Origin of the sequence: Roseovarius marisflavi (assembly GCF_900142625.1) — a bacterium.
GTDB classification, from domain to species: domain Bacteria; phylum Pseudomonadota; class Alphaproteobacteria; order Rhodobacterales; family Rhodobacteraceae; genus Roseovarius; species Roseovarius marisflavi.
In genome coordinates, this window is the sequence record NZ_FRBN01000032.1 from 1 (window position 1) to 20370 (window position 20370).

Genomic DNA, 20370 nt, shown 5'->3' on the forward strand with positions numbered 1-20370 from the left:
CATTGGGTGGCTCCTCCTATACGCAGATATGGACATCTGCAGTATGGCGCATTGCGACGCCGATTGGAGCAGGAGCCATCCACCCCATCAGCTTTCATAGGTTGGGATCAGTTGATCAGGGGCATCAAGCGACCCCAGATGGACTTCGATTTCATCCCCGCTCCGGACGAAAACTGATGATCCGCAGCGGGGGCAGAAAAACCGCCCTGCGTACTCTTTGGGCGTGCCCTCAATTTGCACGGCAGCCTCTGCGAAGGCGGCCGCGGCATAAAACAGCGCGCCATGGTGCTTGCGGCAATCAAGGCAGTGACACAGGCCAACCCGGTCGGGGCGCCCTGATGCCTTGAAGCGAACACCGCCACAGGTGCAACCGCCCGAAAATTGGTCCATGAAACATCTCCGCCAAATCCGGTCCGCCAAAGGCTACGATTTATGCCGTTGCGGGTCCATCGTTTTGGGGCTGTGCCTGCCTGCGATCATAGCTTGCGTTGTGAGTTCTGACATTGCAGGTTTGTGGCCCTGAGCCATGCAGTTGGGGATCTCCATGATCAATCTGAGCGACGGATGCGCCGCGCCAATCACCCGGATCGACGCCTATGCCTATCGGGTGCCGATAGAGGCGCCGGTGGCCACCTCTTTCGGGGTGATGCGCGACCGCCCGGCGGTGTTTGTGCGTATTGAGGATCGCGATGGCTGTTTTGGCTGGGGAGAAGTGTTTGCCAATTGGCCTGCGGCTGGCGCCGAGCATCGCGTGGCCCTGATCGAGCGCGATATCGCGGGGTTGGTGCTTGGCCAGAGGGCCGCAGAGCCCGAGGCGCTGTTTCATCGACTGAGCGCCCAGACCCGCATTCGGGCGGTGCAATGTGGCGAGCCCGGCCCGTTTGATCAGGTGATCGCGGGGCTTGATATCGCGCTTTGGGATCTGGTGGCGCGGCGCGCCGGGTGGCCCTTGCGTGAGATGCTGCGCAAGGGCGCGCCGGGCGTGGTGGCGACCTATGCCAGCGGGATCGCGATTGATGCGGCGGACAGGTTGATCCCCGCCGCGCAGGAGGCCGGGTTTGGCGCGTTCAAGGTCAAGGTTGGGTTCGGTGCGGGCGATGCGCAAAAGCTATTGGCTTTGGCGGCGTCCTTACCGAGTGGCATGGTGCTGTGTGCGGATGCCAATCAGGCCTGGGACTTGCCGCAGGCGCGGGCATTTGTGCAGGAGGTCGCCGGGGCAGGGCTCGGCTGGCTGGAAGAGCCCTTGCCGGTATTTGCAGACGCCGAGGATTGGGCGACGCTTGCGCGCGCGGCGGATATGCCGCTGGCGGGCGGTGAAAATATCGTGGGTCAGGCGGCCTTTGAGGCGGCATTGACGGCCGGGGCCTTGCAGGTGATTCAGCCCGATGTGGTGAAATGGGGCGGGATCAGCGGCTGTTTTGCGGTTGCAAAGCGCGCCTTGGCGCAGGGGCGGCGCTATTGTCCGCATTTTCTGGGCGGCGGGATCGGGCTTGCGGCCTCGGGGGCGGTGCTGGCGGCGGTTGGTGGCGATGGCATGCTTGAGGTGGACGTGAACCCCAACCCGCTGCGCAGTGCCTTTGGGGGGATGGGCGGAGCGCTTGGGAGTGGAGAATGGCACGCGAGCGATGCTCCGGGGCTTGGGATCGAGGCGCTTCCAGAGGGGCTTGGGCGTTACCGAACGGCAAGCGCCGAGTGTCATTGACGAAGGGCAAATGGGAACTTGCCGGGAAAGTTGAATTTTCCTGTTGCGGGCGCTTGACGGGGGCGCAGGCCCGCCGTAAGAAGCGCAACACGCCTGAGGGATCGGGCGAGCAGTGAGCGGTTGTAGCTCAGTTGGTTAGAGTACCGGCCTGTCACGCCGGGGGTCGCGGGTTCGAGTCCCGTCAACCGCGCCACCGCTGCCCATGATCCCTGAGACGCGAGATGCGCGGTTGTAGCTCAGTTGGTTAGAGTACCGGCCTGTCACGCCGGGGGTCGCGGGTTCGAGTCCCGTCAACCGCGCCATTTCTCCTTTGTTTTTCAAGCCGTTCCAGCGCTGCGTGCGACGCAGGGTCTGGATTTGAGTATTTATGGAAAGATGAAAGTCTGGGCTTGCAGAAAGGCCGTGAGGTCGCTGAGCGTGGCATCCGGTGCCGTGTCGGGAAAGAAGTGCCCGCCGGGGATGGTGGCGCTTTGCATTCGCGTGCATTTCGGGACCCATGTGGCAGGCACGTCATAGGCCCGCGCCATTGCGCCATCCGCGCCGTAGAGAATTAGGGTCGGGCAGGCGATGCGCGCGCCAAGGTCTGCAGTGTCATCGGCGAAGTCATGCGAGAGAGCGGCGCGGTAGTCGTTGCACATGCCGCGAATCGTGTCGGGGTCGCGCCATGCAAGGCGGTAGTGATCGAGCAGGGAAGCGTCGAAATCAGTAAGCTTTGCGCCGCCCCAGCCCAACAGGCAGGCGTGATAAAAGGCGTCGGGGTCATGGCCGATCATGGTGTCCGGGAAGGGCTCTGGCTGGGCGAGAAAGAACCAATGGTAATAGGCCTGTGCCACATCGGCGCGCAGATCGGCGAGCAAGGTGTGGGTGGGGATAATATCCATCAGGGTGACGCTGCGCAGGCGGTCAGGAGCATCGAGCGCCAGGCGATGCGCGACACGCGCGCCACGGTCGTGGCCGACAAGGTCAAATGTCGGGTGGCCCAGCTCCGACATCAGCGCCGTCATGTCGCGGGCCATCTCGCGAAAGGCATAGGCGGCCACGTCCTGCGGTTTGCCCGATTGGCCATAGCCGCGCAGGTCGGGGCAAATGACGCGGTGGGTCTTGGCAAGCTCTGGCGCGATATCCGTCCACATGGCGCGGGTCTGGGGAAAGCCATGCAGCAACAGCAGCGCCGGGCCGGAGCCGCCTTGCGAAAACGCGATCTCGACGCCGTTGGGGGCGGATCTGTGGTCGGTGAAGCCCGGAACTGTCATCTGTGATCACCTGTAGGGTGGGTGAAACCCACGCTCATCCCGCCAAGGCGTCAAGCACGCGCGCCCAGCTTCGTATGCCTTTGTGAAAGCTTGAGAGGTTGTATTTCTCGTTTGGCGAGTGGATTGCGTCATCTTCCTGTGCAAATCCGATAAGCATGGCGTCAAGCCCGAGGATTTCCTTGAAATACCCCGCAATCGGGATCGAGCCGCCCATGCCGGTAAAGACCGCTTCACGCGCCCATTCATCCGAAAGCGCCGCGCGGGCCTTTTCAAACTCGGGGCGGTCGATGTTCATCACTGCGGCGGGCGAGCCTTCTAGATCCTGATCCCAGGCGATTTTGACATCAGGCGACAGGCGGTCCTCGACATGTTTACGAATTTTGGCCCGCAGGGCGTCCGGGTCCATGTCGCCGACGAGGCGGCAGGTCAGCTTGCAATGGGCCTTGGACGGGATCACGGTTTTGCTGCCCGCGCCCTGATAGCCGCCCCAGAGGCCGTTGATTTCAAGCGTCGGGCGGGCCCATTGCTGCACAAGGGTGGGATAGGCCTTTTCGCCATGCGGTTGGGTATAGCCGACCGAGGTCAGATAGGCATGCTCGTCAAAGCCGCAGGTTTCCCATTGCCGCAGAAGGTCGTCGGGCACCTCGTGGACGCCCTCATAAAAGCCCTCTACCGCGACACGGCCGGTGTCGTCGTGAAAGCTTGTGATCAACCGGCTGATTTCGCGCAGGGGGTTCAGGCCGGGGCCGCCGTAGTGCCCCGAATGCAGGTCGATGCGGGGGCCGGTGATGGTGAACTCATCCTTGAGCATGCCGCGCAGTTGCGAGGCAATCGAGGGCACGCCGGGCGCGACCATAGAGGTATCGCAGATCAGGGCGATATCGGCCGAAAGTTCGTCGGCGTTTTCGCGCATGAAGGGAATCAGCGAGGGCGAGCCAGATTCTTCCTCGCCCTCAAAGAAAAACGTGATCTTGCAGGGCAAAGCGCCGGTCACGTCCTTGTATGCGCGGCAAGCCTCGACAAAAGTCATCAGCTGGCCCTTGTCGTCGGATGCGCCGCGCGCGCGGATCACCTTGCCGTGATCGCTGTCCTGAAGTTGCGGGTCAAACGGGTCGGTGTTCCACAGATCCAGCGGGTCAACGGGTTGTACATCATAGTGACCGTAAAACAGCAGGTGGGGCCCGGCGCCATCGCTCGGCCCGTCGATATGGCCCACGACCATCGGGTGACCGGGCGTGGGGCGCTTTTGCGCCTTTACACCAAGGCTTTTCAGGTCGGCCACAAGCCAGTCGGCAGCGTCCTGGCAGGCATCGCGATAGGCCGGATCGGTTGAGATCGAGGGAATGCGCAAAAGCCCCATCAGCCGCTCGGTGGCGGTCGGCAGCTGGTCGTCAATGCGGGCGAGAACGGCGGAAAGGGACATGGCTGGCCTTTGATGCTGAATTATGCTTTTAGGCGAGGGTAACAGGCCCTGCGGTGCTGTCCAGCGACTTGACCGAAATCAAGGAGCGGGGGGGCGGCATTTTGTAGCCTGTTGCCAGAAGCGGGTGGATTATATATCCATTCGTATTATTGAATAAGTAGCGTGCGACGCTGCTACGGCCCGCAGGGCGCTTTGCAAAAGGCGGGCTGCGGCATCGGTGAGGGAAGGGACTGCCAGTGGATTATTCGGCCAAGCTGGACGACGCAATCGAACGCCTGCATCAGGAAGGGCGCTATCGCACCTTTATTGATATTGAGCGCCGCAACGGCAATTTCCCCCACGCGATCTGGCGCAAGCCCGATGGCAGCGATCAGCCGATCACCGTGTGGTGTGGCAACGACTATCTTGGCATGGGCCAGCATCCGGTCGTTCTTGAGGCGATGCACGAGGCACTTGATGCCACCGGCGCCGGGTCGGGTGGCACGCGCAATATCTCGGGCACGACGGTTTATCACAAGCGGCTTGAGGCCGAACTGGCCGACCTGCATGGCAAGGAAGCGGCGCTTTTGTTCACCAGCGCCTATATCGCCAATGACGCCACGCTCAGCACGCTGCCCAAGCTTTTTCCGGGTCTGATCATCTATTCGGATGCCCTCAACCATGCCAGCATGATCGAGGGTGTGCGCCGCAATGGCGGGGCCAAGCGGATTTTCCGTCACAATGACGTGGAGCATCTGCGCGAACTGCTGGCCGCTGACGACCCCGAGGCGCCCAAGCTGATTGCTTTTGAAAGCATCTATTCGATGGATGGCGATTTCGGGCCGATCGAGGCGATCTGCGATCTGGCCGATGAATTCGGCGCGCTGACCTATATCGACGAAGTGCATGCCGTGGGCATGTACGGCCCGCGTGGCGCGGGCATCTGCGAGCGTGACCGGCTGATGCATCGTCTGGACATCATCAACGGCACGCTGGCCAAGGCCTATGGCGTGATGGGCGGTTATATCGCGGCCTCGGCCAAGATGTGTGACGCGGTGCGCAGCTACGCGCCCGGTTTCATCTTTTCGACCTCGCTGGCCCCGACTCTGGCGGCGGGGGCCACGGCCTCGGTCGCGTTTCTCAAGACCTCCGAGGGCAATAAGCTGCGTGAGCAGCATCAGACACAGTCGAAAATCCTCAAGGCTCGCCTCAAGGGATTGGGTTTGCCGATTGTCGATCACGGCTCGCATATCGTGCCGGTGATCGTGGGTGACCCTGTGCATACCAAGAAACTCAGCGATATGTTGCTTGAAGGCTATGGCATGTATGTGCAGCCGATCAACTTTCCGACCGTGCCGCGCGGCACCGAGCGGTTGCGCTTTACACCCTCGCCGGTGCATGGCCCCGATGAGATGGATGCGCTGGTAAATGCGATGGACGAACTGTGGAGCCATTGTGCGCTGAATCGCGCCGAGATGGCTGGTTGATGCCGGAATACGTGCAATAGCACTTGCTCTGTGTTAAGGTTGCGTAAAGAAAAGTGCAAAGCTCGAATCGGGACGTTCGGGAAAACGCATTAGTAACCAAAGAGGCAGTGATCGCATGATTGGGCGGCGGTTTACACGCAAGGCCGAGGTTGAGGATGTCGAAGCCCGTGGCTTTGACGCATTCGAGTTGCGCCTTGGCGACCTCATGCGAGGCGAGCGCGCAACGCTTGGCAAGTCCCTTCTTGATGTAGAACGCGAGCTTCGGATCAAGGCCACCTATGTGGCCGCGATTGAAAATGCCGATCCCACAGCTTTTGATACGCCCGGATTTATCCCCGGTTATGTGCGCTCTTATGCGCGCTATCTTGGCATGGACCCGGATCACGCATTCAAGACATTTTGCGTTGAATCCGGCTTTTCAATAGCTCATGGCATGTCAGCCGAGGCCTCGTCGATCCGCAAGAAAGGCACCTCTGCGGTGCGGTTCACGGCGAGGACGTCTGATCCGCTGATTTCTCCAAACGCGCCGTTTTTGCCCGCCTCCGACAGCTTTCTATCGCGTATCGAGCCGGGCGCAATTGGCTCTGCCTTTGTGCTTGTGGCGCTGATCGGGGCGATTGGGTATGGCGGTTGGAGTGTGCTCAACCAGGTGCAGCAGGTTCAGCTGGCGCCGGTTGAAAATACGCCCATCGTGCTGGCGGATCTCGATCCGCTGACAAGCGCCGGGTCGGCCAGTGATCCATCTGCGACCGCGACGGAGGATGCCTCTGGCGTGTTCCAGCCGCCGCGCGATGATCGGCTGAGCCGTCTTTATCGCCCCAAGGCGCTTGATGTGCCGGTGATGGTGGCGCGCGATGCGCCTATTTCGACGCTGAATCCGGCCGAAGTGGGCACGATGAGCCCCGGCACGCCGAGTGCGGATCGCGACAGCGGCTTTGCCGTGGCGCAGCTTGATGAGGTGAGCGGTGTCACCCAGAAGCAGCCACAAGTCGTTGCCGATGATATGCCCGACGTGCGCCTTGTGGCAGTGCGGGCGGCTTGGGTCAGGGTGCGCGCGGCGGACGGTAGCGTGATCTATGAAGGCATTCTAAACGCCGGCGAGAGCTATGATGTGCCCGCCACGCAAGAGCCGCCGACCCTGCGGGTGGGCGAATCGGGCGCGGTTTATTTCGCGGTCAACGGCGAGCATTACGGCCCCGCCGGTCCGCGTGGCTCTGTGATCTCTGGTTTGGCGCTGACACCGTCAGAGCTTCAGGGGCGCTATGCAGTGGCCGATATCAACGCGGATCAGGATCTGATGCGCTATGTCGCCGAATTGCAGTTGGCCCCGGCCAGCCCCGCGCTTGCGGCGCAGGACTAACGCGTTTTCCCATGAGTGTTGTCGATGCGCGGACCGATTGCGAATTGGTGCGTCTCGCGATAGTCATGGGGCAGGATTTCACATGATTTGACGGGGCTTTCGCGATGTCGCTGAACCATATCCGCCCATGGCGCAATATCTACCGCCGAAAAAGCAGACAGATCATGGTGGGCAATGTGCCCGTTGGGGGCGATGCGCCGATTTCGGTGCAGACCATGACCAACACGCTGACCACCGATGTGGCGGGCACCGTGGCACAGATTCAGGCGGCGGCGGATGCCGGGGCCGATATCGTGCGGGTCTCTGTGCCCGATGAGGCCAGCTCAAAGGCGCTGAAGGAGATCGTGGCCGAAAGCCCGGTGCCGATCGTGGCCGACATTCATTTCCACTATAAACGCGGGATCGAGGCCGCCGAGGCGGGGGCCGCCTGTTTGCGGATCAATCCCGGCAATATCGGCAGCGAAGAGCGCGTGCGCGAGGTGATCGCCGCCGCGCGCGATCATGGCTGTTCGATGCGGATCGGGGTCAATGCGGGCAGTCTTGAAAAGCATCTTCTGGATAAATACGGCGAGCCATGCCCCGATGCGATGGTCGAGAGCGGGTTGGAGCATATCCGCATTTTGCAGGATAACGATTTTCATGAATTCAAGATCAGCGTCAAAGCCTCGGATGTATTCATGGCCGCAGCTGCCTATCAGCAATTGGCCGAGGCGACCGACGCGCCGATCCACCTTGGCATCACCGAGGCCGGGGGCCTGACCAGCGGGACGATCAAATCGGCGATTGGTTTGGGCAATCTGTTGTGGATGGGCATTGGCGACACGATCCGCGTCAGCCTGTCGGCCGATCCGGTGGAAGAGGTCAAGGTCGGCTTTGAAATTCTGAAATCGCTTGGCCTCAGGCATCGCGGTGTGAACATCATCAGCTGTCCAAGTTGTGCGCGGCAGGGGTTTGACGTGATCAAGACGGTCGAGGCGCTTGAGCAGCGCCTTGAGCATATCAAGACGCCGATGAGCCTTAGCATTATCGGCTGTGTGGTGAACGGCCCCGGCGAGGCCTTGATGACCGATGTCGGCTTTACCGGCGGCGGTGCGGGCAATGGCATGGTCTATCTGGCGGGCAAGCAAAGCCACCGCATGGATAACGAACAGATGGTCGAGCATATCGTCGAGCAGGTCGAAAAGCGCGCCGCCGAGATTGAGGCGGAAACCGCAGCGCAGGACGCGGCCGAGTAGGGGCTAGAACCGCTCGGCGCGCAGCACGTCGCAATCGATGACGCAGACCACGCCGATGTGGCGTTCGACCACCTGAAAGGCAGCATCCAGCAGCGCATCAAGCCGGTCAGGGCGAATGATGCAAGTGACCTGTACCATGCCGCCTGCGCGGCTGACCTGGCCCGAGCGGGACCATTCGCCGGAGCGGCCCGAGCCGCCCAAGACCGGCAGGATGGTATAGCCGGTGACGCCTGCATCGCGAAGAGCATCCGTCAGGCGCGATTGCATCACGCTCTCGATGGTGATTTCCACTCGTTTGGCTTTGTGGGTCTGCATTTGTTCAGCCTCCGGTCGCGATCTGGGCCAGCGCAAGGTAGAGCGGCAGGCCAAGGGTCAGGTTGAAGGGGAAGGTCACGCCAAGCGAGAGCGTGAGGTAAATAGACGGGTTCGCCTCGGGCAGGGCGACACGCATGGCGGCGGGCACGGCGATATAGCTTGCCGAGGCCGCGAGCACCATCATCAGCATCACGCCCCCGGTTGAGAGGCCGATCAGAAGCGCCGCAGTAAGCCCGACCAGAGAGCCGACAACGGGCATCAGCAGGCCAAAACCGACCGCGCCAAGCCCAAGCGTTCCGCGCCCCTGACGCAGGCCGCGCCCGGCCACCAGCCCCATGTCGAGCAGGAACAGGCAGAGCACGCCTTTGAAGGGCGAGACGATGAAGCTGCTGATTTCGGCGAGACCTTCGGGGCCGGTGATCCAGCCGATGAAGAAAGCCCCGACCAAGAGGACAATCGAGCCGTTGAGAAGAATTTCACGCCAGAGGGTCGCATCCATCCGCCCCGAGCCTTCGCCGCGCGAGATAAGCCAGAGCGCCGAGAGGATCGCCGGGGCCTCCATCGCGGCGGCAACGGCGACCATATAGCCTTCGGCGGCGATGCCCTGGCTTTCGAGCACGGATGTGGCGGCGACAAAGGTTACGATCGAGATCGAGCCGTAGTGACCGGCCACGGCAGCGGCGTTGAGCCGGTCCATCCCCGACATCATTCGCAACAGGGCGAAGGCAAGGAGCGGTAGCATCGCCGAAAGGGCGATGCCCGTAAGGAGCGCCGCGCCGAGATGAATGTCGACGCCGTGGTCCGAAACACTGACCCCGCCTTTGAAGCCGATGGCGAAGAGGAGGTAGATCGAGAGGGCTTTGGCCGCGGCCTCGGGGATGGAGAGATCAGAGCGCGCGAGGGCGGCGGCGAGGCCCAGGGCGAAGGACAAGACGATCGGGGATAAAAGGTTGTCGGCGGCTAGGCTGAGGCTTTCATACATGAGCGTTTTTGTCCCCGAAGTGAATTGCACGGCATATAGGGCGCGTATCGGAGCGCCACAGCCCCTTGGAGCAATAAATCTATCAGTCTGCTCAATGTGTCGCAGTTTAGGTGCCTCCGGCGGGAGTATTTCGGGAACGGTGAATGGATTTCAGATGTGCCGACTATGGTGCACACGCTCTGCGGAATGTTAAGAAAGTGTAATGATAACGGTCGGTTGATCGGAACCTGACGGCGCGTCGAGCTTGACTTTGCGAACGGTTTCACGTATACGTTGTGACATGCTGGACGAGATGGGCAAGCGGCCCCGGGGGTTACCCCGGTGGCCGTTTTTTTGTGTCGCATGGGCGGAGGGGACGCTGACAGCATGGCAATCACATGAGGCAAGAGCACGCATGGTTTTGATTACCCCCGAAGAGGGGCCCACGGGCCTTACGACTTCGATCAATGCGCTTGAACGTCAATTGGCGGATATGCGCGAGGAACTGGAGGATCTGTATCTCAAGATCAGGGCTGGGGACCTGGATGAACTTAAAAATGCAACCAAGGCCACTGGTGAAATCCGCCAATGGCTCAAGATCGCGATAGAAGCGGAGGCGCAACTTGAAAAACGCAAAAAGCAAGACCGGGGCATCGTCAACGATTATGCCCTCGATTTCGACGACGCACGGGCTCAGATCGGGTGCCGGTTGGATCGTCTCAGAAGGGCAAGATGCCCAGGACGAATTCCTCGATGCGCTGAGTGATGGCGAGCTTATGGCGCTGCCTTATCTGTTCGAGTTCTGGGCGCTGGATCATCAGCTTGCGCCCGAGGGCGATTGGCGCACCTGGGTGATCATGGGCGGGCGCGGGGCGGGCAAGACCCGCGCCGGGGCCGAATGGGTGCGCGCGCAGGTCGAGGGCGCGCGACCCCTGGACAAGGGCCGATGTCAGCGTCTGGCGCTTGTCGGCGAGACGATTGATCAGGTGCGCGAGGTGATGGTGTTTGGCGAAAGCGGCATCATGGCCTGTTCGCCGCCCGATCGGCGCCCCGAATGGCAGGCGACGCGCAAGCGGCTTATCTGGCCGAACGGCGCTACGGCGCAGGTGTTTTCGGCGCATGACCCCGAGGGCTTGCGCGGGCCGCAGTTTGACGGGGCCTGGGTCGATGAGCTGGCCAAGTGGAAGAAAGCGCGCGAGACCTGGGATATGCTTCAGTTCGGGATGCGGTTGGGGGATGATCCGAGGGTCTGTGTCACCACCACGCCGCGCAATGTGGGCGTTTTGAAGGAGCTGTTGGCGGCGCCGAGTACGGTTGTGACAAGTGCGCCGACCGAGGCCAACCGCGCCTTTCTGGCCGAGAGCTTTCTTGAGGAGGTGCGGGCGCGCTATGCCGGGACAAGGCTTGGGCGCCAAGAGCTTGACGGTATCCTGGTCGATGAGGCCGAGGATGCGCTTTGGACCCATGGAATGCTTGAGGCGGCGCGGATTGACCGGGTGCCCGAGATGGACCGGGTTGTGGTGGCGGTTGATCCGCCGGTGACCGGGCATAGCGGGTCGGATGAATGCGGCATCGTCGTGGTTGGGGCCGTGACCAGCGGGCCTGTGCAAGATTGGCGGGCCTATGTGCTTGCCGATTGCAGCATCAGTGCCGCCAGTCCGACGCGGTGGGCCAATGCGGCCATTCGCGCGATGGAGCAATGGGGGGCAGAGCGGCTTGTGGCCGAGGTCAACCAGGGCGGCGATATGGTTGAGCAGGTGATCCGGCAGGTTGATCCGCTGGTGCCGTTTCGCAAGGTGCATGCCAGCCGGGGCAAGGTTGCCCGCGCAGAGCCGGTGGCGGCGCTCTACGAGCAGGGACGGATCTTTCATCTGCGCGGGCTGAGCGAGCTTGAAGACCAGATGTGCGCGATGACGGCACGCGGGTATGAAGGCAAGGGCAGCCCGGACCGGGTGGACGCGCTTGTCTGGGCGATCAGCGATCTCATTCTGGAGCCCTCCGCCAAATGGCGCAACCCGAGTGTGCGGGCGGTGTGACGGCGCGTTCTTGTGCGACGGGGAAATCAGAGACGGCGCGGCGGCTTACGAGCTGCCGCGCTTTTTTGTGGCGTGTGCTATGTCGCGGTCAGGGTCGCTTAACCTATGTTTCATAGGGGAAAATCAGCATTCAGATGACGATTTGACAACTGCGGCGGGCCCCTAAGAGACGGCGCACGGTGTGGTTCACTTTTCTTAAACCTATGAGCGTCTGATGGCGACAAGCGGGCAATGAGCCCAATGGGTGCAGGACCAAGGAGAACGCGAGATGATATTGGACTTCTTCCGGCAGGGCAGTGCGGAACCGGCAGTGGCGCCCGAGCAAAAGGCCAGTGCCACAGGTCGGGTCATGGCCTGGCATGGCTCGGGACGTGTGGCCTGGAGCCCGCGTGATACGGTGACCCTGACGCGCACCGGCTTTGCTGGCAATCCGGTTGGCTTTCGCTGTGTCAAGATGATCGCGGAGGCGGCGGCGGCGCTGCCTTTGGTGTTGCAGGATTGCGAGCGCCGCTTTTCGGAGCATCCGCTGTTGGATCTGGTCAAGGCGCCCAATCCGGCGCAGGGGCGGGCTGAGCTTTTTGAGGCGCTTTATGGTCAGTTGCTTTTGACCGGCAACGCCTATGTCGAGGCGGTTGGCGCCGGGATCGGTGTGCCGCTTGAGTTGCATGTGTTGCGCTCTGACCGGATGAGTGTGGTGCCCGGTGCCGATGGCTGGCCGATTGCCTATGAATATGCGGTTTCGGGGCGCAAACACCGGTTTGATGTGAGCGAGGGCAATCCAGTTGTCTGCCACGTCAAGAGCTTTCACCCGCAGGACGATCACTATGGGTTGTCGCCCTTGCAGGCAGCGGCGCAGGCGGTGGATGTGCACAATTCCGCAAGCCGGTGGTCGAAGGCGTTGCTCGACAATGCCGCACGCCCCAGTGGTGCGATTGTCTATCGCGGGGCCGAGGGGCAGGGCAGTCTGACCAACGATCAGTATGAGCGGTTGGTGAGTGAGATGGAGACCCACCATCAGGGCGCGCGCAATGCCGGGCGACCGATGCTTTTGGAAGGCGGGCTTGATTGGAAGCCGATGGGGTTCAGCCCCTCGGATATGGAATTTCAGAAGACCAAGGAAAGTGCGGCGCGTGAGATTGCCCTGGCCTTTGGGGTGCCGCCGATGCTGCTTGGGATTCCCGGCGATGCGACGTTCTCGAACTATCAGGAGGCCAATCGGGCGTTTTACCGCCTGACGGTCTTGCCGCTGGCCACGCGGGTGGCGGCGTCGGTGGCGACCTGGCTTGCGGGGTTCAGCGGCGAGAAGCTTGAGTTGCGCCCCGACCTTGACCAGGTGCCCGCCCTTGCGGCGGAGCGCGATACGCTCTGGAGCCGGGTGGCGAAGGCCGAGTTTCTGAGTGATGACGAAAAGCGCGACTTGCTGGGGCTTCCGGCATTGACCGAGGAGGATCTGGATGGCTGAGCAGCACCCGCCCCAGCGCTATGGGTTCGAGGCATTTGATTGTGCCCCGGCACTGCGGCTTGAGGCACATGAGAGGGTGGCCGAATTGCAGACTCGCGCGCTGAGTGAGCGGCTGATGCGGATGGAAGCCGCGCTTGAGAGGTTGGAGCGGCGGTTGTGGCTGGCGGTCTATGGCGTGGTGGCGGCGATCTTGGCGCAGGCATTTCAGCCGCTTTTGGCCGCGCTGCCATGAACGGGTTCGGTGGGGGTACCCCTGCCTTGGGCGAAAGGATGAGGCGAATGGATATGGAAACGGGACTTGAGCGCAAATTTGCGCGCTTTGATGATGACGCGCTTAGCGTGACCGATGGCTGTGCGATCGAGGGCTATGCGAGTCTGTTTGGCGCGACGGACCAAGGCGGCGATATCGTGGAGGCGGGGGCCTATGCCAAATCGCTGACGCGGCTTGTGGCCGAGGGGCGCAAGGTCAAGATGCTCTGGCAGCACGACCCGAGCCAGCCGATCGGCGTCTGGGACGAGGTGCGCGAGGATGCGCGGGGCCTTTTTGTAAAGGGTCGCCTGTTGGAAAGCGTGGGACGGGCCCGTGAGGCCGCGGCGCTTATTGCGGCGGGGGCGATTGACGGGCTGAGCATCGGCTATCGCACGCTGCGCGCCAGCAAGAATGACAAGGGCCGTCGGCTCTTGACGGAACTGGAGCTTTGGGAGGTGTCGCTTGTGACCTTCCCGATGCTGCCCAGTGCGCGGGTTGCGGCCAAGGGCGATGGCCTGGCGGACGACACCCTGCGCGAGTTGGCGGCGGCCTTTGAGGACGCCCGCCGGGAGATGGCGCAAATGTAACGCGCCCAACACGACCAAAGCTACAGGATCTTATGATGAGCAAAACCGAGGCAACCTCTCGGACCGGGGAAGATCTGTCTCCGGCGGCCGAGGTGAAATCCGCAGTCGCGGGTTTCATGAGCGAATTCAAGGGCTTTCAGTCCGATGTTCACCACCGACTTCAACAGCAAGAAGAGAAAATGACCATGTTTGAACGCAAATCTCTTGGCCTTCAGCGCCCGCAACTGGCCACCGCAGGTGACACCTATGCCCCGCATCGCAAGGCGTTTGACGCCTATCTGCGGGCGGGTGATGACGATGGCCTGCGCGGGCTTGAGCTTGAGGGCAAGGCGCTCAATGCCGCCGTGGCTGGCGACGGCGGCTATCTGGTCGATCCGCAGACCGCCGAGACGATCAAGTCGGTTCTTGGCTCGACCGCGTCGATCCGCGCAATCGCCAATGTCGTGGGCGTCGAAGCGACAAGCTTTGACGTGCTGATTGATCACACCGATGTGGGCCATGGCTGGGCGACCGAGGCGGGTGGCACCACAGAGACCGCGACACCGGTGATTGATCGCATCACCATCCCGCTTCACGAGCTGAGCGCACTGCCAAAGGCCAGCCAGCGTCTGCTGGATGACAGCGCCTTTGATGTCGAGGGCTGGCTTGCGGGCCGTATCGCGGACAAGTTCGCCCGCGCCGAGGCGGCTGCTTTTGTGACTGGCGATGGTGTGGACAAGCCGCGCGGTTTCCTGACCCACCCGAGCGTTGACAATGATGTCTGGGCCTGGGGCAATCTGGGCTATGTGCCGACCGGCGCCGATGGCTCGATTGGCGGGGCAGAGCCGATTGTCGATCTGGTTTATGCGCTCGGGGCCGAATACCGCGCCAACGCCAGCTTTGTCATGAACTCGAAAACGGCGGGCACTGTGCGCAAGCTCAAGGATGCGGATGGGCGTTTTTTGTGGTCCGATGGTCTTGCGGCGGGCGAGCCTGCGCGTCTGATGGGCTATCCGGTTCTGATTGCCGAGGATATGCCGGATATCGCAATCGGGGCGGATGCCATTGCCTTTGGTGATTTCCATGCCGGTTACACCGTCGCGGAGCGCCCCGATCTGCGCGTGCTGCGCGATCCCTACAGCGCCAAGCCGCATGTCCTGTTCTATGCCACCAAGCGCGTGGGCGGCGATGTGAGTGACTTCAAAGCGATCAAGCTGTTGAAATTCGCCATCTCGTAAGAGGTGGCGAAGGCGGGCGGGGGCAGGATGGCCCCCGTCCCGAGGCGCGTGCTGCCGAATATTGGCGTTGTCCAGCTCTTCCCCTCCGTCCGAGCGACGCAGGGTGGTGCGCGCCTGAACCACCGGAGGGGTCCGGGATGTATGGAGTAGGTCCATGATGTTAATCGAAGAAACCGCGGTTCCCCTAGCCGCGCTGCCGCTGGCGGAATTCAAGGCGCATCTGCGGCTGGGGACGGGGTTTGCGGATGACGATATCCAGGACCCGGTTCTGGAAAGTTTTCTGCGCGCCGCCATGGCCGCGATCGAGGCACGCACCGGCAAGGTGCTGATCGAACGGGAGTTTTCCTGGGTGTTGAACGCGTGGCGCGACAGCGAAGGGCAAGCCTTGCCGGTGGCGCCGGTCATCGCGATCGTGAGCCTGAACCTGCGCAACCGCGCCGATGAGGTCGATCTGGTGACGCCCGATCACTATCGCCTTGAGCGGGACGCGCATCGCCCGATCCTGCGGCCCGGTGGCACGATGCTTCCGCCGATTGCGCCGGGGGGGACCGCCGAGATCGTGTTTCGCGCCGGATATGGCGTGGCATGGGGCGATCTGCCGGCGGATCTGGCGCAGGCGGTCCTGCTTTTGGCGGCGCATTACTATGAGTACCGCCATGAGACGGGCCTTGCGGGTGGCTGTATGTCGTTCGGGGTTTCAAGTCTGATCGAGCGCTATCGGACGGTGCGCCTTTTGGGTGGGGGGGGCGCATGATGGGCCCGGTTCACCTGACGCGGCCGCTTGTGCTTGAGGTGCCGGATCGTCAGCCCGATGGCGCGGGCGGCTTTATCGAGGCCTGGCTGCCGCGTGGCACGCTTTGGGCCGAGGTGACGGCGCGCACGGGGCGTGAAGTGGCCGGTGCGGCGGTGAGCCTGTCGCGCGCCACCTTTCGGATCACGGTGCGTGCCGCGCCCCAAGACAGCCCCGCGCGCCCCAAACCCGGTCAGCGGCTTCGCGATGGATCACGGCTGTTTCTCATTCAGTCGGTGACGGAACGCGATGCGGCGGGGCGGTTCCTGACCTGCTGGGCGGAAGAGGAGGTGGTGCTATGAGTTATGCCGTGGCGGCGGCCCTGCAAGAGGCTGTTTTTCAACGACTTTCCGTGGATGTCAGTTTGGCGGCGCTGGTGGGGGATGCGATCTTTGATGCCTTGCCCGCCGGTCTGGTGCCGCAGACCTATGTCACGCTTGGCCCCGAAGAGGTGCGCGATCGTTCAGATGCCACCGCAGGGGGCACCTGGCACCGCTTCACCGTCTCGGTGGTCACCGAAAACGCGGGCTTTCTGGCCGCGAAAGAGGTGGCCGGTGCGGTCAGTGACGCGCTTGTCGGCGCCGACCTTACGCTGGCGCGTGGGCGTCTGAGCAACCTTGATTTTCTGCGCGCCCGCGCCCGACGAGAGAGCGGCGGCCAATTGCGCCGGATCGATCTGACGTTTCGGGCACGCGTGGATGACACCCCATAACCCTTTGATTTTCGGAGATAAGACCAATGGCTGTACAGAATGGTAAGGACCTGCTGATCAAGATTGATCTCAACGGCAGCGGGAATTTTGAAACGGTGGCCGGGCTGCGCGCGACGCGGGTCAGCTTTAACGCCTAGAGCGTGGATGTCACCAGTCTTGAATCTGCGGGTGGCTGGCGCGAATTGCTGGCCGGGGCCGGTGTGAAATCGGCCAGCATCAGCGGCTCTGGCATTTTCCGCGATGCGGCCAGTGACGAGCGCGCGCGTCAGATCTTTTTCGATGGCGAGACGCCGGATTTCCAGGTGGTGATCCCCGATTTCGGCACCATCGAAGGCGCGTTTCAGGTGACGGCGATCGAATATGGTGGCACCCATGACGGCGAGGCGACCTATGAGCTTGCGCTCGCCTCGGCGGGGCAGCTGACCTTTACGGTGCTGTAAGCCATGGCAAACCCCTGGGCAGGCGAGGTGGCCTTGGTCATCGACGGTGAGCGGCAGGTTCTCAAGCTGACGCTTGGGGCATTGGCCGAACTTGAGGCGGACCTTGAGGCCGGATCGCTGATTGATCTGGTCGACCGGTTCGAGGGCGGCGCCTTTTCCACCCGCGATGTGCTTGCGCTTGTTGTGGCGGGCCTGCGCGGGGGGGGCTGGCGTGGTCGGACCAGCGATCTTTTGAGTGCCGAGATCGAAGGCGGGCCTTTGGGCGCCGCAAAGGCTGCGGCCGAGTTGCTGGGCCGCGCCTTTGCCTTGCCGGAAGAGACGGGATGAGTGGGCGGCTTGATTGGCCCGCCCTGATGCGCGCAGGCCTGCATGGGTTGGGCTTGCGCCCGGCGGAATTCTGGGCGCTGACCCCGGCCGAACTTCGGCTGATGCTGGGGCATGGGGCAGGGGTGCGCCCGATGGCGCGCGACGGGCTAGAGGCGCTGTTGCGGGCTTTCCCGGACACAAACGGAGAGATGAACGATGGATGAATTGGAACGGGCAGAGGATCTGGAAAGCCAGATCACGGCGCTGGATGCGTCATTGGGGCAGGCGGCGGATATGGCGGCGGTGTTCAACGCCGAGCTTGGCCGGGTCCGGGGCGGATTTGCGCGCACCGGGCAGGATGTGCAAACGCTTGAACGCGGCATGAGCCGTGGGTTGCGCTCGGCCATTCGCGGGGCGGTTCTCGATGGCGATAACCTGTCGGATTCGCTGCGCACCCTGGCGACCTCGATGATCAACACCGCCTTTAATGCGGCGACACGGCCGGTCACCGACCAGGTTGGCGGGTTGGTGGCGCAGGGGGTCGGAAGCCTGGTTGGCGGACTGTTTCCCTTTGCCAAGGGGGGCAGTTTTTCGCAGGGCCGGGTGCAGCCCTTTGCCAATGGTGGCGTGGTCAGCGGGCCGACCACATTTCCGATGCGCGGGGGCACCGGTTTGATGGGCGAGGCCGGGCCAGAGGCGATCATGCCGCTCAGCCGCGGCCCCGATGGCAAGCTTGGCGTGCGCGGTGCGGGCGGCGGCAATGTCAGCGTGGTGATGAATATATCGACCCCCGATATCGACGGGTTCCGCCGCAGTCAGGGCCAGATCGCAGCCCAGCTTGGTCGTTTGATCGGGCGCGGCAATCGCAACCGCTAAAGCAAGGGAATAGGGCAGATGGGATTTCATGAAATACGCTTTCCGGCCAGTCTGAGCTTTGGCTCGCTTGGTGGGCCTGAGCGGCTGACCGATGTGGTCACGCTGGCCAACGGCTTTGAAGAGCGCAACACCCCCTGGGCGCAATCGCGTCGCCGCTATGATGCCGGCGTGTCGCTGCGCGGGCTTGATGATATCGAGGCGTTGATCGCGTTTTTCGAGGCGCGGCGCGGGCAGTTGTTCGGCTTTCGCTGGAAGGATTGGACCGATTACAAGTCGGGCCGCGCCAAGGCCGAGCCGGATTACCGCGATCAGGTGATCGGCGTGGGTGATGATGTCACGGTCGAGTTTGCGCTGTTCAAGACCTATCGCTCGGGCGAGCAGAGCTATGCCCGTCAGATCCGCAAGCCGGTTGAGGGCAGCGTGCGCGTCGGCCTTTCGAACAATGAATTGCAGGACGGCGTGCATTACGAGGTCGATCCGACCACCGGCGTCGTGCGTTTTGTCGAGCCGCCGAACGTGGGTGTGCAGGTGACGGCGGGCTATGAATTTGACGTGCCGGTGCGCTTTGACACCGACCGCATCCAGACCAGCCTTGCCAGCTTTCAGGCCGGCGAAGTGCCGAATGTGCCGGTGGTGGAGATCCGGATATGAGCGGGTTGAACAGCGCGCTTGAGACGCATCTTGGCACCGGCGTGACGACCATCTGTCGGTGCTGGGCGCTGTCGCGGCGCGACGGGGTGGTGATGGGGTTTACCGATCACGACACCGTGTTGGCATTCGACGGGATCAGCTTTAAGCCCGACACCGGGTTAAGCGCGCTTGCCTTGCAGCAATCGACCGGGCTTTCGGTGGATAATACCGAGGCTTTGGGCGCCCTTAGCGATACCGCGGTCCGCGAGGATGAGATCGAGGCCGGGCGTTATGACGGGGCCGAGGTGCGCGCCTGGTTGGTGAATTGGGCCGATGTGGACGCCCGCCAATTGCAGTTTCGCGGCACGATTGGCGAGCTCAAGCGCGCGGGTGGCGCGTTTGAGGCCGAGTTGCGCGGCTTGACCGAGGCGTTGAACGTGCCGCTTGGGCGGACCTATCAAAAAAGCTGTAGCGCGGTGTTGGGGGATGAGGAATGCACCTTTGATCTTGATACCCCCGGCTATGTCAGTGAACGCGCCGCAGAAGTGGTCACCGATCGGCGGGTCTTTCGCTTTGCCGATATGGCCGGTTTTGCACCGGATTGGTTTCGTCATGGCGTTTTGAAGGTTCAAGGCGGTGTGGCAAGCGGTCTTCAGGGGATGATCAAGCGCGACATCGTTGAAGGCGATGCGCGGGTGATCGAGCTTTGGCATCCCTTGGGCGCCGAGGTGGCCGCCGGTGATCTGCTTCGGATCGAGGCGGGCTGCGACAAGCGCATGCCGACCTGTCAGTTCAAGTTTAACAACCTTCTGAATTTTCAGGGGTTTCCGGATATTCCCGGCGATGACTGGACGATTTCCGATCCTACCCGTTCGCCGCGCCTTGATGGCGGGAGCCGCCGGTGATGAGCGGTCAGGGAGAGCGCATCGTCGTGGCGGCGCGGGGCTGGATCGGGACACCCTATCTGCATCAGGCGGCCTGCAAGGGCGCGGGCTGTGACTGTCTCGGGTTGATCCGGGGGCTGTGGCAAGAGGTGCTTGGCGCCGAGCCGGAGCGCCCGCCGGCCTATTCGATGGATTGGTCGGAACCGGCGCGCATCGAGGCGCTTTGGGAGGCGGCCAAGCGGCATTTGCGCCCCAAGGACCTTGCCGATGAGGCGCCCGGCGATGTGCTTTTGTTTCGGATGCGCGACGGGTCGGTTGCCAAGCATCTCGGGGTTGTGGGCCGGATCGGTGCGCAGGCCACATTCATTCACGCCTATTCGGGTCATGGCGTGGTCGAAAGCCCGCTGAGCGCGCCTTGGCGGCGCCGCATCGTGGCCCGGTTCGAATTTCCGCAGGAGGGCTAAG

The 20370-nt window shown here is 62.6% G+C and carries 23 protein-coding genes, 2 tRNA genes and 2 pseudogenes; 22 read left to right on the plus strand and 5 right to left on the minus strand.

Translation table 11 applies throughout. The features are described 5' to 3' along the window. Positions 1 to 93: 93 nt before the first annotated feature. Positions 94 to 390, minus strand: a pseudogene (locus BUB78_RS17680) (GFA family protein); the annotation flags it as partial. 154 nt (positions 391 to 544) lie between these two features. Between BUB78_RS17680 and BUB78_RS17685 the strand changes: the two are divergent. From BUB78_RS17685 to BUB78_RS17695, 3 genes are all read left to right on the plus strand, one after another. Continuing rightward, the gene (locus BUB78_RS17685; RefSeq protein ID WP_073200449.1) at positions 545 to 1702 is read left to right on the plus strand and encodes a mandelate racemase/muconate lactonizing enzyme family protein; all 1158 of its coding nucleotides are present in this window, start codon (positions 545 to 547) and stop codon (positions 1700 to 1702) included. Positions 1703 to 1818: 116 nt separating this feature from the next. Then, positions 1819 to 1895: transfer RNA gene (locus tag BUB78_RS17690), tRNA-Asp, on the plus strand. Between the two features lie 32 nt (positions 1896 to 1927). Further along, positions 1928 to 2004, plus strand: a tRNA-Asp gene (locus tag BUB78_RS17695). Between the two features lie 63 nt (positions 2005 to 2067). Here BUB78_RS17695 and BUB78_RS17700 read toward each other — a convergent pair. Beyond that, complete coding sequence (locus BUB78_RS17700) at positions 2068 to 2955, minus strand: alpha/beta fold hydrolase (RefSeq protein WP_073200412.1); 888 nt, start codon at positions 2953 to 2955, stop codon at positions 2068 to 2070. Between the two features lie 34 nt (positions 2956 to 2989). Continuing rightward, positions 2990 to 4378 (minus strand): M20/M25/M40 family metallo-hydrolase, encoded by a 1389-nt coding sequence (locus BUB78_RS17705; protein ID WP_073200413.1) that lies wholly within the window; start codon positions 4376 to 4378, stop codon positions 2990 to 2992. A gap of 236 nt (positions 4379 to 4614) precedes the next feature. On the opposite strand from BUB78_RS17705, the gene hemA reads away from it, so the two are divergent. The 3 genes from hemA (at position 4615) to ispG (ending at position 8439) form a co-directional block, all read left to right on the plus strand. Beyond that, positions 4615 to 5844, plus strand: coding sequence for a 5-aminolevulinate synthase (hemA, locus tag BUB78_RS17710; RefSeq protein WP_073200414.1), 1230 nt, complete (start codon positions 4615 to 4617; stop codon positions 5842 to 5844). Between the two features lie 115 nt (positions 5845 to 5959). Then, complete coding sequence (locus BUB78_RS17715) at positions 5960 to 7204, plus strand: helix-turn-helix domain-containing protein (protein WP_073200415.1); 1245 nt, start codon at positions 5960 to 5962, stop codon at positions 7202 to 7204. 104 nt (positions 7205 to 7308) lie between these two features. Further along, a complete protein-coding gene (gene ispG, locus BUB78_RS17720) occupies positions 7309 to 8439 on the plus strand; it encodes a flavodoxin-dependent (E)-4-hydroxy-3-methylbut-2-enyl-diphosphate synthase (protein WP_073200416.1) in 1131 nt (376 codons plus the stop codon). 3 nt (positions 8440 to 8442) lie between these two features. On the opposite strand, the gene BUB78_RS17725 is transcribed toward ispG, so the two are convergent. Beyond that, positions 8443 to 8754 (minus strand): P-II family nitrogen regulator, encoded by a 312-nt coding sequence (locus BUB78_RS17725; protein WP_073200417.1) that lies wholly within the window; start codon positions 8752 to 8754, stop codon positions 8443 to 8445. Positions 8755 to 8758: 4 nt separating this feature from the next. After that, on the minus strand, positions 8759 to 9736 hold the full coding sequence (locus tag BUB78_RS17730) for a sodium-dependent bicarbonate transport family permease (protein ID WP_073200419.1): 978 nt from the start codon (positions 9734 to 9736) through the stop codon (positions 8759 to 8761). Between the two features lie 280 nt (positions 9737 to 10016). Between BUB78_RS17730 and BUB78_RS17735 the strand changes: the two genes are divergently transcribed. The 16 genes and pseudogenes from BUB78_RS17735 (at position 10017) to BUB78_RS17810 (ending at position 20369) form a co-directional block, all read left to right on the plus strand. Then, complete coding sequence (locus BUB78_RS17735; protein ID WP_245813570.1) at positions 10017 to 10481, plus strand: hypothetical protein; 465 nt, start codon at positions 10017 to 10019, stop codon at positions 10479 to 10481. Then, the gene (locus BUB78_RS17740) at positions 10381 to 11751 is read left to right on the plus strand and encodes a terminase large subunit domain-containing protein (RefSeq protein ID WP_084732941.1); all 1371 of its coding nucleotides are present in this window, start codon (positions 10381 to 10383) and stop codon (positions 11749 to 11751) included. Before BUB78_RS17735 ends, BUB78_RS17740 begins: the two co-directional genes overlap by 101 nt. Positions 11752 to 12019: 268 nt before the next feature. Beyond that, on the plus strand, positions 12020 to 13213 hold the full coding sequence (locus BUB78_RS17745) for a phage portal protein (protein ID WP_073200423.1): 1194 nt from the start codon (positions 12020 to 12022) through the stop codon (positions 13211 to 13213). Then, positions 13206 to 13445, plus strand: coding sequence for a GTA head formation protein, RCAP_rcc01685 family (locus BUB78_RS17750; RefSeq protein ID WP_073200425.1), 240 nt, complete (start codon positions 13206 to 13208; stop codon positions 13443 to 13445). The genes BUB78_RS17745 and BUB78_RS17750 overlap by 8 nt, the downstream gene beginning before the upstream one ends. Positions 13446 to 13492: 47 nt before the next feature. Then, positions 13493 to 14050, plus strand: coding sequence for an HK97 family phage prohead protease (locus tag BUB78_RS17755; RefSeq protein ID WP_073200427.1), 558 nt, complete (start codon positions 13493 to 13495; stop codon positions 14048 to 14050). 35 nt (positions 14051 to 14085) lie between these two features. Further along, the gene (locus BUB78_RS17760; protein ID WP_073200453.1) at positions 14086 to 15267 is read left to right on the plus strand and encodes a phage major capsid protein; all 1182 of its coding nucleotides are present in this window, start codon (positions 14086 to 14088) and stop codon (positions 15265 to 15267) included. Positions 15268 to 15421: 154 nt separating this feature from the next. After that, positions 15422 to 16021 carry a head-tail connector protein gene (locus BUB78_RS17765; RefSeq protein WP_073200429.1) on the plus strand — a complete coding sequence of 200 codons (600 nt, stop codon included), beginning with the start codon at positions 15422 to 15424 and terminating at the stop codon, positions 16019 to 16021. Further along, positions 16021 to 16359, plus strand: a complete 339-nt coding sequence (locus BUB78_RS17770) for a head-tail adaptor protein (RefSeq protein ID WP_073200455.1) — start codon at positions 16021 to 16023, stop codon at positions 16357 to 16359. Before BUB78_RS17765 ends, BUB78_RS17770 begins: the two co-directional genes overlap by 1 nt. Beyond that, positions 16356 to 16769, plus strand: a complete 414-nt coding sequence (locus BUB78_RS17775) for a DUF3168 domain-containing protein (RefSeq protein ID WP_073200431.1) — start codon at positions 16356 to 16358, stop codon at positions 16767 to 16769. Before BUB78_RS17770 ends, BUB78_RS17775 begins: the two co-directional genes overlap by 4 nt. Positions 16770 to 16795: 26 nt before the next feature. Next, a pseudogene (locus BUB78_RS17780) lies at positions 16796 to 17209 on the plus strand (phage major tail protein, TP901-1 family). Positions 17210 to 17212: 3 nt separating this feature from the next. Continuing rightward, positions 17213 to 17536 carry a gene transfer agent family protein gene (locus BUB78_RS17785; RefSeq protein WP_073200433.1) on the plus strand — a complete coding sequence of 108 codons (324 nt, stop codon included), beginning with the start codon at positions 17213 to 17215 and terminating at the stop codon, positions 17534 to 17536. Next, a complete protein-coding gene (locus BUB78_RS17790; protein ID WP_073200435.1) occupies positions 17533 to 17739 on the plus strand; it encodes a rcc01693 family protein in 207 nt (68 codons plus the stop codon). The genes BUB78_RS17785 and BUB78_RS17790 overlap by 4 nt, the downstream gene beginning before the upstream one ends. Continuing rightward, positions 17732 to 18391, plus strand: a complete 660-nt coding sequence (locus BUB78_RS17795; RefSeq protein WP_073200437.1) for a phage tail tape measure protein — start codon at positions 17732 to 17734, stop codon at positions 18389 to 18391. Before BUB78_RS17790 ends, BUB78_RS17795 begins: the two co-directional genes overlap by 8 nt. A gap of 18 nt (positions 18392 to 18409) precedes the next feature. Then, entirely contained in the window at positions 18410 to 19042 is a 633-nt protein-coding gene (locus tag BUB78_RS17800) for a DUF2460 domain-containing protein (RefSeq protein WP_073200439.1), read from the plus strand. Continuing rightward, positions 19039 to 19926, plus strand: a complete 888-nt coding sequence (locus tag BUB78_RS17805) for a DUF2163 domain-containing protein (RefSeq protein ID WP_073200441.1) — start codon at positions 19039 to 19041, stop codon at positions 19924 to 19926. The genes BUB78_RS17800 and BUB78_RS17805 overlap by 4 nt, the downstream gene beginning before the upstream one ends. After that, positions 19926 to 20369 carry an NlpC/P60 family protein gene (locus tag BUB78_RS17810; RefSeq protein ID WP_073200443.1) on the plus strand — a complete coding sequence of 148 codons (444 nt, stop codon included), beginning with the start codon at positions 19926 to 19928 and terminating at the stop codon, positions 20367 to 20369. The genes BUB78_RS17805 and BUB78_RS17810 overlap by 1 nt, the downstream gene beginning before the upstream one ends. The last annotated feature ends 1 nt before the right edge of the window (position 20370 follow it).